We start from the raw sequence: 14,144 nt of genomic DNA on the forward strand, positions 1-14,144 counted from the left end.
CCCGCATGCTTTCCCAACTATGAGAATTGTCTCCTCGTCTTATTAGCATATTCGAAAGCCCGAATATCCAAGTGAGAGAATGGCACAGATAGTAGCCACGCAAACCGCAGACAGGACCGTGCAGGATTCTAAATTGCTCGTGATCCTGTCGAAGGGGACGCTGGATATGGTCTATCCCGCGTTCATGATAGCGACCACAGGCGCGACGATGGGAAGGGAAGTCCACATGTTCTTCACCTTCTGGGGGATGAACGTCCTCAACAAGAAGACCGTCGGGTCACTGAAGGTCGCCCCGGTCGGAAACCCAGGGATGCCCATGCCGAACATACTTGGAATGATTCCAGGGATGACGGCGATGGCAACTCGGATGATGAAGGGGAAGATCGAGAAGGCAAAGATGCCGCCTATCCCGGAGATGATCAGGACGGCGAAGGATCTCGGTGTGAAGCTCCACGCCTGCTCGTCCACGCTGGAAGTCATGGGCATCAGCAAAGAGATGCTGATTCCTGAAGTGGATGACATAGTCGGAGCCGCCACCATGCTGGAACTGGGCGAGGGCGGACAGATCATCTTCATCTAGGTGGAGAGAGATGTCAACAATCCAGCAGAGGAAAGTAGTCGACTCCCGGGGCAGCTTCTGCCCTGGGCCAATCACCGACCTCTTCAAGGCCTACAGAAACTCCCAGGTGGGGGACGTCATCGAACTCTGGGCGACGGACCCAGCTGCGAAGAGTGACGTGACCGCATGGGCGAGGAAGAGCGGGAACAGCGTCGTCGAAATCGTAGAGGAGAAGGACTACACCAAGATAGTCGTCGGAATCGTCAGAAAGGGAAAGTAGGGGACGGCTCAAGATGAAGCAAATCCTGGTGGTGGGGTCGGGGACAGGGGGGACGCTAACGGCCAACCTCCTTTCTTCGTCCCTTAGGGGGAGGATCAGGGATGGAGACGTTTCCGTAACTCTGGTCGGAGAGGGAGCCAAGCATCCTTTCCAGCCTGCGAACTTGGACATCGCATTCAAGGGAGCGTCCCCTGAAAGCTTCGTGAGAGAAGAGCGCGACCTCCTCTCCGATGGAGTGACCTTCATCGAGGACCCGGCGGCGACCATCGACCTGAAGGGGAAGAGAATCCTAACGGAGGGAGGCAGGAAACTGAGCTACGACTACCTCGTAATTGCCACAGGGGCGGTCGCGGACCCCGACAGGATATCTGGATTGAGGGAAGACTCGTTCAACTTCCACACTGGGCCTCGAGACGCCGGGCGGCTCTGGAGTGCTCTGCAGAGCTTCAAGGGAGGCACCATAGTCATTGCGATTGCAGGAACTCCACACAAGTGCCCTCCGTCTCCGAACGAGGCAGCGTTCATGTTGGACGAACTTTTCACAAAGAGGGGAATCAGAGACAGGGTCACCATCAAGTTCCTCACCCCCTACCCCAGGCCCTACCCAGCGGAGAAGATCTCCAATGTAGTGGCTCCACTCCTAGAGGAAAAGGGAGTCGAAGTGGTACCGTTCTTCAACGTCGATTCGGTCGACCCGAAGTCGCACACGATCTCCTCGCTTGAGGGTGAGTCATACGAATACGATATGCTGATCACTGTGCCGCCTCATCGAGGGGCAGACGTTATCCTAAGATCCTCCATCGGAGACCAGGACGGTTGGATTCCGACTGAAAGAGGAACGATGAACGTGAAGGGGTACAGCGACGTCTATGCCCTCGGAGACGCAACCGATATTCCGGTGTCGAAGTCCGGAGTGGTCGCCCACCTGCAGTCCGTGGTGGTGGCGAAGAACATAGTCTCCGATCTTGAGGGATCCACTGAACGTCTGGAGTACAATGGAAGGATAAACTGTCCAATGGAGGTCGGCGGGAGGCGGGCCATTTTCGTCTCCGCGACATACACGTCGCCAGCGTCGGACCAGAAGCCGTCGTTCGTCAAGTACGTCATGAAGAAGTCCTTCGTGCTACTCTACTGGCGGGCACTTGGGGGGAGTCTGGAATGGATTTTCGACATCTTCTTCGGGCAGACGAGAAAGCCCGTCGCAAAGGCGGAAGAAAAGGCCATGGTCGCACCCCTTCCGCAGGTGACACAGGGGAGATAGAGGTGCAGATTCTCACCAACAGGGGAGTCGAAGACGAACTTTGCAGGATGCAGGCGGAATTCTGCAAGGGGATGTCGCACCCCAAGAGGATTCAGATCCTGAACATCTTGAAGCAGGGGGAAAGAAGTGTGACCGAGTTGGTGGAAATGACCGGGATTCCACAGGCGAATCTTTCTCAGCACCTCAGTGTCCTAAGACAGTTCGGCCTGCTGGAGACAAAGAGGTCCGGGTCGAAGATATCCTACAGCCTAGCCGACGCGCGGATCGGCGAAGCTTGCAACCTTGTAAGGAAAGCTATCGAGGAAAGGCTTCGTAAGACCCGGATGTTCGCTGAAGTAGTCAAGTAGCAGTCTGTCGTCGATTAGAACTAGCACCTTAGGGGAGATTCAGGGTTTCTCTTCCATAGGAATAGTTCCGAGGGAGAAGTCGGATTACAGCGTTCGGGACAATTCCTAGGCGGTTCAGCGTTCCAAGGAGCTGCCGTTGGAACGCTGCGAGAAGGCGTCAGCGCTTATGAGGTCGACAAACACGGATGGTTCCGCGCCGACAATCCATGCATCGTGCCCCGAGTGCACGTCGAAAACGTCGCCGGGCTCGACCTCGAGTTTGGTTCCATCGTCCATGGAGAAGGCCATTCTTCCCGAGATGACGTAGCCCACGTGGCGAATCTTGCAGGATTGAGTCTTCGCGATTGGCTTCATAGAAGTCGACCATCTCCAGCCTGGTTGAAGGGTGCGGAGACCCAGAGTGAATCCGCCGATGCTAACTAGCTGTAGTTTCCCCTTTGGCGTCTCCTTAACTTCGTCTGGATCGCGGATGCTCTTCTTGGCTGCGGATATCCATTCGGTCCTCTTGCCCTTTCGGGTAATCTTCACTACTATCTTGACCTGCTCGCCGTTCCTTGTGACTTGCAACAGGCGGTTGCCGCTCTTGCGCACCCACGCCTTCACGTCCTTTTCCACTCCCGGCTCCGTTGCCCATAGCTCGATTTCTTCGCCGATGGAGGCCTCCCTCCATGCTTTGAAGAGGTCTGTCAGCGGAGTTGGAGGACACCATGTCCCTCTGGAATCTATGACCCTTCGCCGAGCGGTTATTGTCTGCACGCCGGTAGTCGGGGAACTGACGGCCGCTTATGAGGTGGAAGGTCGTTTCTCACAGTTGAGAAACAAAGCGCTTTGAGGTCGTCAATGGCACCGAGTGAGGCTGGTCGAGCGGTCGCACGGCAAGTGGCGCCGGGGGTAGGATTCGAACCCACGCGACCCGAAGGTCACGGGCTCTCTTGTGGCATCTCAAGGCCCGCGCATTAACCACTCTGCCACCCCGGCACGCCCGGCCCTGCCGCACAGCCCGTGCCCATTCATAAGGTGTGAAGAGGAAGAACGGAAGAATCATTTGACCGACGTCTTAGGGGCGAGCGATGGCTGGCCGTGGTAGCGGTGTCTTGACGGAACTCAGGGTTCGGCTTCACGCCCTCCTTAGTTCGCTTGCAAACAACCTAGCGAGCCCCTTCGTTGCATTCAACGTCACCTCCTCCGGTGGGAGTGACCTACTGATCGGCTACGTCCAGGCCATAAGCACCCTCGCTTCATCTATCACGCAGCTCATCGGAGGCAGGATCGCAGACCGCCTCTCCAAGCGCCTTGCACTGGCGATGCTCTTCAGTGGAGTCATGGGGACTCTTTGGCTTCTCACTTCCCTGGTAACGGCTACCACCGTCCTCGCGGTCGCCTACACGGCCATCACCCTCAGTCTAGGCTTCTATGCTGCCGGCTGGTCTTCATTCCTCGGGGAAGCCTCCGAGGGAGGTCGAAGGGGCGCGTTCCTTGCGAACTTTGCCCAGCTCGGGAGCTACGGAGCCCTGATCGCGCTTCTAATCACGACCGCGATCACCGCAGTGAACCCGTCCTACGCCATACTCGACGCGCTCGCGGGAGTCGTATTCGTGGTCTCGGCGCTCATGCTTAGGGGCATGAAGGAGAGACCGGTGGTGCAGCGCTCTCTGGATGGTTTGGGAACCGCCCGCATGAGGAGGTACTACGCCGTCACCGGCTTCTACGGTTTCTTCTGGGGCTTCGGCTGGCCGCTTTTCACCATAACGACGGTGAAGATTGTCAACATGTCCCTCTTCGAATACAGTGTTGCCCAGGTCATTGCGGTCGCGGCGACCATCGGATTCCAGCCTCTGGTGGGAAGGCTCGTCGACCGGGACAGGAGGAGATGGGTCTTCTGGGGACGGATGGGCCTCGTAGCCTATCCGATCGCCTACATGGTGATCGGCGCCTCCTGGGAGATCTATGCCCTGAACGTCTTTTCCGGATTCACCAATGCTCTGCTGAACATCGCCTTCGCGGCATATCTCTTCGACATCTCGCCAGTCGGACGCAGGGGGAGGTACGGTGCGGAGTTCAACCTCGTCACCGGGGTTACGACCATGACCGGCTCGCTCTTCGCTGCGTTCCTGCTGACCTCGGTCAACTCCTTCCTCGGGCTATGGGAGTCTCTGGCAATCCTATACGTCGTAGCCACCGGGGGCCGGGCGCTCGCAGCGCTGTTTCATCTCTGGCTGCCGACCAATATCGACCCGATGCCGCATGGAGACAAGGATTTTACCCCGCTGAAAGTCGTCTGACGTCGTTGAGCGTAAGGATACGGGATGCCGAGCCCTCGGACAAGAATCGGCTTATGAGCTTCATCAAGGACATCTGGGGGGGACACGACTACATCCCCTACGTCTGGGACGAGTGGCTCGATGACAAGTCGGGGAGGATGTTTGTCGTGGATATAGACGGAGTCCCAGTTGGGATGAACCGGGTCAGGTTCATGGAAGACGGGTCAGCCTGGTTCGAAGGGGCCAGGATCCATCCTGATTTCAGGGGAAGGGGGTTCGCTTCGATGCTGGGGGAGAATTCGATGGGAGTCGCCAGGGGCCGAGGAGTGAAGGTATTCAGGTTGACGAGCAGCTCGTGGAACAGGACGGCCCACAGGCAAATCGCGAGGATCAGGTTCAAGGAGGCCTCAAGGGTTTCAGTCTATGAACCGGGGAAGGGGAAGAGGTTCCTTCCGAAGAAGGGCGTGCGCAAGGCAGAGAAGAGAGACCTACGACGGGTCGTCGAGACCATACGGGGTTCGAAGGAATTCAGGCTCGGGTCGGGAGTCTTCTGGGACTCGTTTGCCGCTATCGCCCTTTCACCTCCAGTCCTCAGAGAGCTTGTGGCCCGGGGCGAGGTTTGGGTATCGGACGGCGCGGTCGTGGTGACGAGAAGGGCGAGGGAAGGCAGGGAGGTGTGGAGGCAGGTCTGCTTCCTAGCTGGAGACAAGGAAGGAGCGGGACAGCTCTTGAGCCACGTGCTCAGCCTCAGAGGAGACGCGAAGCTAACGAGGAAGCTCGTCTACCTTCCGCAGGGGTCTTCCCTCATCTGCATGGTCAGGGCCCTGGGACTCAAGCGGATGGCCAGCCTCATCCTCTTCGTGCGCGGCGCCAATGGTTAAAACGAGCACCGGGCCGAGGAGCCCCATGCAGCGGGAAGTAAGCAAAGTCGCAGTCTTGGGAGCGGGGCTTATGGGTCACGGAATAGCCCAGGTGGCCTCTCAGGTCGGAGGGTACGAAGTGTCCATGCTCGACATCAACCAGGAGCTGGTCGACCGAGGGATGAAGATGCTCGATGGGAGCGTTTCAAAGTTCGTCGAGAGGGGCAAGCTTACGAAGGAGCAGGGGGAGGCACTCATTTCGAGAATCCACCCGACGACCGACTTGGCTGAGGCCATCGGTGGGAGCCAGTTGGTCATCGAAGCTGCGACCGAGGACCCAAAGCTGAAGCTCGAACTCTACAGGCGCGTCTCCGAACTCGTCGGCCCCGACACTGTCGTCGCCTCGAACACGTCTTCGATCAGCATAACCTTGCTCGCGTCTGCGACTAGGCACCCGGAGAACGTCTGCGGCATGCACTTCTTCAACCCGCCCCAGCTCATGCCGTTGGTCGAGATAATCAAGGGGAACAGGACCTCGGCCCAGACCCTCGATATCGTGAAGGGGGTTTCCGTCAAGATGGGGAAGGAAACTGTTCTGTGCAAGAAGGATTCACCGGGCTTCATTGTCAACAGGATCCTCGTGCCGGCTCTCAACGAAGCCGTCTTCCTGGTGCAGGAGGGGGTCGCCGACCCAGAGGACATTGACAAGGCAGTGAAGCTCGGTCTGAACTGGCCCATGGGGCCTCTCCAGCTTCTCGACTACGTAGGCCTTGACACGACGTTCAATATCACGCAGGTGTTCATGCAGGAGCTCCAGGACAGCAAGTACCGGCCCTCGCCGATGCTCCGTGAAATGGTCCGGGCCGGCCTTTTGGGGCGAAAGAGCGGAAAGGGGTTTTACGAATGGAATTCGCCCGGCTCGACTAAGACGAAGTAAGTTTCGCTTTCAGGTCGACGGGGATGGGGACGGAGCGGCCGCCCTTGCCGATCAGGGCGTGGACGGTGTGGCCAGCGCAGAGAAGTTCCATCTGAGGGAGCTTGAAGATTTCGTTTTCGAAGCGGATGCTGCTGGTGCCCGCCGTGCCTATGCGGGTCTTGACCACGATTTCGTCGTCGAATCTCGCCGACGACTTGTAGTCTGCATGGGCCTGGACAACTGGGATGTGGAAGCCCTTCTTCTCCCACTCCTGATACGCCAATCCGATATCCCTGAGGAGGTTGATTCTGCCGACCTCCATCCAGACGAAGAATTTTGAGTAGTAGACAACCTGCATTAGGTCTGTTTCCTCGAACCTGACCCTCAGTTTGCTCTCGTGCCAGGTCCCCATGTTCGCCTGGGTTTTGCCCTCCATCTTTTAACGTCGCGGCTGAGACTCGCGGACGAGGGAGAACCGTGAAGGTTAGGGAGTTCCGTCTCAGAGACTATGTTGAGGTCAGCGACCTTTGGGAGAAGAGTAGCTTCGGAACGAGTCGCGGAGATGGCCTAGGGGAGATTCGCAGGAAGCTCAAGCGCGACCCGGAGCTCTTCCTCGTGGCTGAGGAGGACGGGCGGGTGGTCGGGTCTGTCCTCGGCGCCTGGGACGGGAGGAGAGGATGGCTGTACCACCTGGGGGTGCTTCCTGAGTACAAGCGAAAGGGAGTAGCCACGAGGCTCGTGCAGGAGGTTGAGAGGAGAATGAGACGGAAGGGGGTATTGAAGGTGAACGCGGTCGTCTACAACCGGAACCGAGCTTCGTTCGCCTTCTTCAAGAGGCTCGGCTATCAGGCCGACAAAAGCATGACGTTTCACGGGAAAGTGCTGAGGGAGGACTAGCCTCCAGCCGCGCCGATTAGGTGAGCAGGATGCTTGGCCCAGGCGAGAGTTTTTACAGCCGAGGAGTAGCGCACCTGGCGTGAACTACGAGACAATAGCGGCCTCGAAAGAGGGCGCGCTGGGTGTGATTACACTCAGCCGGCCCGATGCGATGAACGCGCTGAACACCAAAATGGTCAATGAGCTCGTTTCTGCGCTTGGGGAGTTCGAGACGGACGACGGGGTGAGATGCGTTGTGATTGCGGGGAGCGAGAGGGCGTTTTCTGCGGGGGCCGACATCAAAGAGATGGCGGACATGACGGCGGTCCAGATGACGATGACTGGTCACTTCTTCCCGCTGTGGGACCGTGTGGGGAGGTACCCGAAGCCGATAGTCGGGGCATTGAGCGGTTTCGTCCTGGGAGGAGGGCTGGAGCTGGCGATGTGCTGCGACGTCCTGATAGCGTCTGAGACGGTCCAGCTCGGCCAGCCGGAAATCGACATCGGCGTCATCCCGGGGGGAGGGGGGACCCAGAGGTTGACCAGGGCAGTCGGGAAGTACAAGGCGATGGAGATGGTACTCACGGGGAAGAGGATCGGGGCAGAGGAGGCGAAGACCCTCGGGCTAGTAAGCAGGGTCGTGCCGAAGGAGGCGTACCTGACGGAAGCGAAGAAGGTGGCCAACGAGATAGCTGCGAGGTCCCCGGTGGCGGTCCGGCTGGCAAAGATGGCGGTCAACAAAGCCTTCGAGATGGGGCTCTCCGACGGCCTGGACTTCGAAAGGGAGCTCTTCTATTTGCTCTTCGCGTCCGAGGACAAGGTGGAGGGAATGAAGGCATTCATGGAGAAGCGCAAGCCGGAATTCAAGGGGAAGTAGTTGAACCTCGAGACTGTGAAGACGGAGGCGAAAAAAGGGGTCTACTGGATCACTCTAAACCGGCCCGACAAGCTGAACGCCTTCAATGAGCAGATGGGAATCGACCTGATGGAGGCACTCAAGGAGGGGGAGAAGGCGACTGAGGTGCGCTGTCTGGTCCTGACCGGGGAAGGGAGGGCGTTTTCCGTAGGTGAGGACCTGAACACCAACAGGGCGAGCTACGACAGCGGGAAGCCGAACCTGCTTGGAGAGGTCCTCAAGAGGAAATACAACCCGATTGTTCAGCGGATTAGGAAGATGGACAAGCCGGTCCTGGCTGGGGTGAATGGAGTGACCGCAGGAGCGGGGCTGGGGTTGGCGCTGGCTTGCGACATGAGGGCAGCTTCGGAAAAGGCGACGTTCCACGAAGCGTTCATCAAGGTGGGCCTGGCGCCGGACTCGGGTACCAGCTTCTGGCTGACGAGGATCCTGGGCCTCGCCAAGGCGATGGAGGTGGGGCTCCTGGGGGAGCCCATCGGTTCCACCATGGCGCTGAACCTGGGCCTGGTGAACTGGGTCTTCCCTGACGACAGGTTCAGGGACGAGCTCATCGAGATCGCCGAAAGACTGGCATCAGGTCCGACCCGAGCGATGGGACTTACAAAGAGGGCTCTCAACAGGGCCATTGTCGTGGACATGGACTCAGCCCTGGAGTATGAGACTTACCTGCAGGACATAGCGGGGAGGACGAAGGACCACGTCGAAGGAGTCAGGGCCTTCTTCGAGAAACGGGAAGCGAACTTTTCGGGTCAATAGGAGGCGGCGCTTCTGGACACAGCAGGAATAATGCAGCTCGCTCTGGGCATGGCCAGGATGTCGAAGGTCCCCGCGGACAGCGGGGTCTGGGTCCCAGGGAAGGATATCCAGAAGGTCCTCTTCGCATTGGACGCGGGAGCGCCCGAGCTCATTCTGGCGAAGGAAAAAGGATACGACCTGCTCATTGCGCACCACCCCGTCGGGCCGGCGAGGCTCACGTTCCCCCGGGTGGTCGAGAGACATGTCGGATTCATGATGGAGAAGGGAGTCCCAGAAGAGGTCGCGGAGAGGGCAACCGAGGAACTGGTGAGTAGGATCGAGGTCAAGGCCCATCCGACCAACTACCAGCAGGACGTGGACTTCGCGAAAAAGCTCGGGATCCCCTTCATGAACATACACTTGCCCATCGACCAAGTCACCAGGGAGTTCCTCCTGGGCGCCATCGGGAGGTCGAGGGCGAGGACGGTGGGGGAGCTCGTGGACAAGCTAGAGAGGATTCCAGAGTTCAGGAAGGCGAAGACACGAATCGAGGTCAGGATGGGGGAGAGGAAGGACCCCCTGGGCAAGTGGGTTCTCGTCTTCGCGGCAGGGACCAACGGCGGATTCCCGGTCGCGACAGCGTACTTCGACCACGGCATCGATACGGTGATCTACCTTCACATCGACTACGACGAGCTCATTAGACTGAGGAAGGACTCCAAGGGAAGCCTTGTCGTGCTGGGTCACATGGCCGGAGATTCGATCGGGATCAACCTCTTTCTTCGGAAGCTGCGCACCAGGGGAATCAGGTCGGACACCCTCGGGGTAGTGCGCTAGGCTAAGCGGTCGGGAAGTCGCGAACTTTCCGCAGCGGCGAGAAGACGACCCACAAGAAGGCGAAGGAAGCGAAGACTATCATGAGGCCAATCGTTAGATGAATCCCCAGAACAATGGAAAGCACTCCTCCGACAATCGAGCCGAGGGGATTGACCCCCCAGACTATGGTCCGCATGGTGGCGTTCATTCTCCCCTGAAGTTCCCGGGAGACCAGGGTCTGTCTGTAGCTGACCTAGGTCATGTTGTAGATCAATACCGGTTCTGGGTAATCTGCGTCGGATTTCGGCGTCAGAGCAAGACTGGAAACTCTCGTCGAATTCATACATCAAACTTCACCATCTTGGTTTCTGTCCACTCATGTCCGCAGTGTCTGCACTTGCAGGAATGCCTGTATTCCACGACCGCCTTTGGAATATCGATTGAATAGGGACGTCCTCGTGTTCCAGCGAAAGGCTCTCCCTTGTGGATTTCATCGCTCGCAACCTCTCTCTTGACTACCTGTTTCGTGAATGGTCGGTGGCATTTAGGGCAGAGGATGCTCAACACTCATTCTTGCCTTGCTTGCGTTCTGTATTAGGGTTAGACATTTGTTCTCCCCTGGGACTTCGATTCCCGCAAAGTCGGGTGGGTCTTTTCCTTCAAGGCCTCGTGAGGCCTAATGAAGTTGTGGAAGATTCGATAGCCAGTCAGGATGGGCGTGTCGGCTCTCTTGAGGCCTCTGAAGGTCTTTTCCCTGTCCCGAATCTCCCCGTTGAGCCTCTCCATCTTGTTGTTGTGGATTCTCCCCGCGAGGCGAATCTCCTTGATGTGGACTGGCTTCACCGCGTCGTCGTTGTAGGCGTTCCTGTATTCCTTCTTGAACGCCCGATGGTATGAGCCGAGGCCGTCAGTGATGAGGGTCTGAGGCTTTTTCCCCGCGACTTCCGCGCTCTTGACGAAGAGGCTTCTCGCACGAAGAAGATAAGAGATGGCCGGTCGGCTCGAACCCATGGACGAAGCCAAGGCTGCCTACGTGGTAGAGGCAGTCAGGACACCGATCGGAAAGTACGGCGGGATTCTCCGCGACGTCAGGCCAGACGACCTCGGCGCACTCATGATTAGGAAGATTGTGGAGAGAACAAGGCTCGATTCTTCGGCGGTGGATGATGTTTACTTTGGGTGCTCGAACCAGGGGGGAGAGGATAATCGCAACGTGGCGAGGATGGCGGTGCTTCTCGCAGGATTGCCTCACACGGTTCCCGGTGCGACTGTCAACAGGCTCTGCGGATCGGGGCTTGAGGCCGTGAATGACGCCGCCAGGGTCGTTCTCTCAGGAGAGGGAGATCTTTTGATCGCAGGAGGGGTCGAGAGCATGACAAGGGCTCCTCTGGTTGGGCTCAAGCCAGAGCACGCTTACAAGAGGGGCGGCCTGACTCTGGTCGATAGCACCATAGGGTGGAGGTTTGCGAACCCCGCGTTCCCATCGGAGTATCCGCTCTACTCCATGGGGGAGACCGCAGAGAACCTCGCGGAGAAGTACAAGATCAGCAGAGAGGCACAGGACGAATTCGCATTTGGCAGTCATCGGAAGGCCGTGGGGGCACAGGAATCGGGAAGGTTTGTTGAGGAAGTCATCCCCGTAAACACCTCAGAGTCGCCGGACGGAGTGGATTCTGACGAGGGGCCACGAAAGGACACGTCCCTTGAGAAGCTCGCGAAACTCAAGCCGGCGTTTAGAGAGCGGGGGACGGTCACAGCCGGGAACTCGTCCGGGATCAACGACGGGGCGGCCGCCATGTTGATAGCAAGTCATCAAGCGATCGAGAAGCATGGTTTGAAGCCCGTTGCCAAGTATCTGGGGAGCGTTACTGCGGGCGTCCACCCGAGCTACATGGGCATAGGACCTGTAGACGCTACGAATAAGCTGCTAGGGAGACTGGGAATGAAACTGGAGGAGTTCGGGGTCATCGAGATCAACGAGGCGTTCGCAGCCCAAGTCCTCGCCTGCGTCGAGGAGATGCCAGGATTCGGGACGGAGAAAGTGAACCCGAACGGTGGAGCTATCGCGCTGGGGCACCCCCTGGGATGCAGCGGTGCGAGGCTGGTGACCACCCTTGTCTATGAGATGAAGAGGACGGGAAGTAGGTACGGCCTGGCGACCATGTGCATCGGGGTAGGCCAGGGAATCTCGACGGCCTTCGAGCTAGTGAAGTAAGAGTTATCTCCCAGCGAAGCTCTCCCGGCATTCGTCGTGCAGGCAGAAACTGTCCCCACCTACGAGATGTTCATCGGGGGGGCCTGGGTCCCTTCGCATTCAGGCAGGATCTACCCAGTCTTCAATCCCGCATTGGGCCAGGTGCTCGCGCACGTTCCGAAGGGAGACGTGGACGACGTGAACACTGCGGTGGACGCGGCCAAGAAGGCGTTCGAGAACCCAGCCTGGAGGTCGATGGACCCAAGCAAGAGGGGGAGAATCCTCTACAAGGTGTCGCAGGCCCTTCGGGAAAGGCTGGCCGACTTCGCGAAGCTTGAGACGTCGAACAATGGCAAACCCCTGGGCCAGGCGAAGGGGGACGTGGCCATGGCAGCGCGCCACTTCGAATACTTCGCGGGGCTCGCCGACAAGATACAGGGGAGCACCATATCCGTGCCCGGAAACCGCCTTGATTATACCGTCAAGGAACCGCTGGGGGTGACTGCCCATATCGTTCCCTGGAACTACCCCCTCGTGATGGCCGCGAGGAGCATGGCCCCTGCTCTGGCAGCTGGGAATACGGTTGTCGCGAAGCCGGCCTCTTTCACTCCGATAACCCTGCTCAAGTTCGCAGAAGTCTGCAAGGAAGCTGGACTTCCGGACGGAGTCGTCAATGTCATCACCGGGGGCGGGGATGAGGTGGGGGGAGCACTGGCGAGGCACAGGGACGTCAAGCTGGTGGCTTTGACCGGGTCCGTGGAGACCGGGATGAGCGTGATGGCCCTCGCCTCGACGAATCTGACCAGGACAGTGATGGAGCTGGGGGGGAAGAACCCGACAATGGTCTTCGGCGACGCCGACTTGGTCAAAGCTTCCAGGGGAGTGCTCAACGGGATATTCACCAACGCAGGGCAGATGTGTTGGGCGGGGTCGAGGCTTCTGGTGGAATCAGGGGTGAAGGACGCCCTCATGACCAAGCTCGTGGGCGGAGCGAAGTCCATGCGGCTCGGGAACGGTATGGAACCAGAAACGACCATGGGACCGCTGGTCGCAGACTCGCACAGGAGGAAGGTGGGCGGGTACGTGGAGCTTGGAATCGCCGAGGGGGCCAAGGTGGCGACGGGGGGGTCGGCCCCAGAGTCGGAGGGGCTCGGGACGGGCTACTTCTACAGCCCGACGATACTCGACGAAGTTTCGCAGGACATGCGGGTGGCGAGGGAGGAGATTTTCGGACCGGTGCTCACGGTCACGACCTTCGAGACTCAGGATGATGCGGTGGCGAAAGCCAACGATTCGGACTACGGCCTATGGGCGGGCGTGTGGACAAAGGACTTGGCAAGGGCCCACAGGGTCGCAGGGTCGGTCGAGGCCGGGATAGTCACGATCAACGAAGAACCTCTCACGTTCCCGCAGACGCCCTTTGGGGGGTTCAAGAGGAGCGGGAACAGCTCGGAGCAGGGGATGGATGCGATTCATTCTTACGTCCGCGTGAAGAACGTCTCCGTGAACCTGGACTAGGCCGACTTCCAGAGGTCTTCCTTCTTTCCTGCCTTCCTGTTCACACTCCGGGACAGGTTGAACAGGTAGGACGAGAGCCTGTTGAAGAATGGCACCAGTTCAGTGTTCATGGGCTCGGCCTTCGAAGCGGTCAGTATCCGTCTTTCTGCCCTCCGGCAGACGGCCCTGGCCAACTGCAGGTTGGCCCCGACGAGGGAACCGCCTGGAAGAATGAAGTTCTTCAACGTCGGCTGGCCCGCCAGGAGTCTGTCGGTCATGATCTCGAGCCGGGCGGTGTCTGCGCTGGAGATCCGCGGAACCGCCGTGGAGACTCCGAGCTCCGAAGCGGCGTCGGCGCCCGCCACAAAGAGCCATCGCTGGACCTCCCTCAACTCAGCGTTGATCTTCCTGTTCTTCGACTGCGCTATGATGACCCCGAGAAGACTGTTGAGCTCGTCGATGGTGCCGTAGGCTTCGACGCGCGGAGAATCTTTTGGAACCCTTTTCGGCCCGTAGAGCGATGTCTCGCCCCTGTCGCCGCGCCGCGTGTACAACGGGGTTCGGATTTAATCGCGTCAAATAAACAATGTTAAACCAAACAAGCACATCTTTTCCAGTAGGAAGGA

18 protein-coding genes, 1 tRNA gene and 1 pseudogene are annotated in these 14,144 nt (G+C 58.7%); 13 read left to right on the forward strand and 7 right to left on the reverse strand.

Annotated elements, in window-relative coordinates:
• The first annotated feature begins 79 nt into the window (after window positions 1-79).
• The 4 genes from OK438_05995 to OK438_06010 are packed head-to-tail and all read left to right on the forward strand — an operon-like array spanning window position 80 to window position 2,447.
• Complete coding sequence (locus OK438_05995; GenBank protein MDA4124983.1) at window positions 80-580, forward strand: DsrE/DsrF/DrsH-like family protein; 501 nt, start codon at window positions 80-82, stop codon at window positions 578-580.
• Window positions 581-590: 10 nt separating this feature from the next.
• Window positions 591-839 carry a sulfurtransferase TusA family protein gene (locus OK438_06000; protein ID MDA4124984.1) on the forward strand — a complete coding sequence of 83 codons (249 nt, stop codon included), beginning with the start codon at window positions 591-593 and terminating at the stop codon, window positions 837-839.
• 13 nt (window positions 840-852) lie between these two features.
• Window positions 853-2,100 carry an NAD(P)/FAD-dependent oxidoreductase gene (locus OK438_06005; GenBank protein ID MDA4124985.1) on the forward strand — a complete coding sequence of 416 codons (1,248 nt, stop codon included), beginning with the start codon at window positions 853-855 and terminating at the stop codon, window positions 2,098-2,100.
• Window positions 2,101-2,102: 2 nt separating this feature from the next.
• A complete protein-coding gene (locus tag OK438_06010) occupies window positions 2,103-2,447 on the forward strand; it encodes a metalloregulator ArsR/SmtB family transcription factor (protein ID MDA4124986.1) in 345 nt (114 codons plus the stop codon).
• Window positions 2,448-2,561: 114 nt separating this feature from the next.
• Here OK438_06010 and OK438_06015 read toward each other — a convergent pair whose 3' ends face one another.
• The 3 genes and pseudogenes from OK438_06015 to OK438_06025 all read right to left on the reverse strand — a co-directional run bounded on the left by OK438_06015 (window position 2,562) and on the right by OK438_06025 (window position 3,425).
• Window positions 2,562-2,939, reverse strand: coding sequence for a cupin domain-containing protein (locus OK438_06015; protein ID MDA4124987.1), 378 nt, complete (start codon window positions 2,937-2,939; stop codon window positions 2,562-2,564).
• Between the two features lie 42 nt (window positions 2,940-2,981).
• Window positions 2,982-3,203: pseudogene (locus OK438_06020) on the reverse strand (sulfurtransferase TusA family protein).
• Between the two features lie 124 nt (window positions 3,204-3,327).
• A tRNA-Ser gene (locus OK438_06025) sits at window positions 3,328-3,425 on the reverse strand.
• Window positions 3,426-3,541: 116 nt separating this feature from the next.
• On the opposite strand from OK438_06025, the gene OK438_06030 reads away from it, so the two are divergent.
• Genes OK438_06030 through OK438_06040 form a run of 3 tightly spaced genes read left to right on the forward strand, consistent with a single transcriptional unit; the run spans window position 3,542 to window position 6,505 of the window.
• Window positions 3,542-4,729, forward strand: coding sequence for an MFS transporter (locus OK438_06030; GenBank protein ID MDA4124988.1), 1,188 nt, complete (start codon window positions 3,542-3,544; stop codon window positions 4,727-4,729).
• A 5-nt stretch (window positions 4,730-4,734) separates the two neighbouring features.
• Window positions 4,735-5,589 (forward strand): GNAT family N-acetyltransferase, encoded by an 855-nt coding sequence (locus OK438_06035; GenBank protein MDA4124989.1) that lies wholly within the window; start codon window positions 4,735-4,737, stop codon window positions 5,587-5,589.
• A 25-nt stretch (window positions 5,590-5,614) separates the two neighbouring features.
• A complete protein-coding gene (locus tag OK438_06040) occupies window positions 5,615-6,505 on the forward strand; it encodes a 3-hydroxyacyl-CoA dehydrogenase family protein (GenBank protein ID MDA4124990.1) in 891 nt (296 codons plus the stop codon).
• Here OK438_06040 and OK438_06045 read toward each other — a convergent pair.
• Window positions 6,492-6,920 (reverse strand): acyl-CoA thioesterase, encoded by a 429-nt coding sequence (locus OK438_06045; GenBank protein ID MDA4124991.1) that lies wholly within the window; start codon window positions 6,918-6,920, stop codon window positions 6,492-6,494. The genes OK438_06040 and OK438_06045 overlap by 14 nt on opposite strands.
• Before the next feature lie 41 nt (window positions 6,921-6,961).
• On the opposite strand from OK438_06045, the gene OK438_06050 reads away from it, so the two are divergent.
• The 4 genes from OK438_06050 to OK438_06065 all read left to right on the forward strand — a co-directional run bounded on the left by OK438_06050 (window position 6,962) and on the right by OK438_06065 (window position 9,848).
• A complete protein-coding gene (locus OK438_06050) occupies window positions 6,962-7,381 on the forward strand; it encodes a GNAT family acetyltransferase (GenBank protein MDA4124992.1) in 420 nt (139 codons plus the stop codon).
• A 79-nt stretch (window positions 7,382-7,460) separates the two neighbouring features.
• On the forward strand, window positions 7,461-8,237 hold the full coding sequence (locus OK438_06055) for an enoyl-CoA hydratase-related protein (GenBank protein ID MDA4124993.1): 777 nt from the start codon (window positions 7,461-7,463) through the stop codon (window positions 8,235-8,237).
• On the forward strand, window positions 8,238-9,032 hold the full coding sequence (locus tag OK438_06060; protein ID MDA4124994.1) for an enoyl-CoA hydratase-related protein: 795 nt from the start codon (window positions 8,238-8,240) through the stop codon (window positions 9,030-9,032). It abuts the gene before it with no gap.
• A 30-nt stretch (window positions 9,033-9,062) separates the two neighbouring features.
• A complete protein-coding gene (locus tag OK438_06065; GenBank protein MDA4124995.1) occupies window positions 9,063-9,848 on the forward strand; it encodes a Nif3-like dinuclear metal center hexameric protein in 786 nt (261 codons plus the stop codon).
• A gap of 1 nt (window position 9,849) precedes the next feature.
• On the opposite strand, the gene OK438_06070 is transcribed toward OK438_06065, so the two are convergent.
• The gene (locus tag OK438_06070) at window positions 9,850-10,023 is read right to left on the reverse strand and encodes a hypothetical protein (GenBank protein MDA4124996.1); all 174 of its coding nucleotides are present in this window, start codon (window positions 10,021-10,023) and stop codon (window positions 9,850-9,852) included.
• A 404-nt stretch (window positions 10,024-10,427) separates the two neighbouring features.
• On the reverse strand, window positions 10,428-10,838 hold the full coding sequence (locus OK438_06075; protein MDA4124997.1) for a hypothetical protein: 411 nt from the start codon (window positions 10,836-10,838) through the stop codon (window positions 10,428-10,430).
• Between OK438_06075 and OK438_06080 the strand changes: the two genes are divergently transcribed.
• Both OK438_06080 and OK438_06085 read left to right on the forward strand, forming a co-directional pair.
• A complete protein-coding gene (locus tag OK438_06080; protein MDA4124998.1) occupies window positions 10,816-12,042 on the forward strand; it encodes an acetyl-CoA C-acyltransferase in 1,227 nt (408 codons plus the stop codon). The two genes, OK438_06075 and OK438_06080, sit on opposite strands and share 23 nt — an antisense overlap.
• Before the next feature lie 36 nt (window positions 12,043-12,078).
• Window positions 12,079-13,539 (forward strand): aldehyde dehydrogenase family protein, encoded by a 1,461-nt coding sequence (locus OK438_06085; GenBank protein MDA4124999.1) that lies wholly within the window; start codon window positions 12,079-12,081, stop codon window positions 13,537-13,539.
• Here the strand turns inward: OK438_06085 and OK438_06090 are convergent.
• A complete protein-coding gene (locus OK438_06090; protein MDA4125000.1) occupies window positions 13,536-14,072 on the reverse strand; it encodes a cob(I)yrinic acid a,c-diamide adenosyltransferase in 537 nt (178 codons plus the stop codon). The two genes, OK438_06085 and OK438_06090, sit on opposite strands and share 4 nt — an antisense overlap.
• Between the last annotated feature and the right edge of the window lie 72 nt (window positions 14,073-14,144).

This window comes from Nitrososphaerota archaeon, from assembly GCA_027887005.1.
Classification (GTDB): Archaea; Thermoproteota; Nitrososphaeria; order Nitrososphaerales; family Gagatemarchaeaceae; genus UBA183.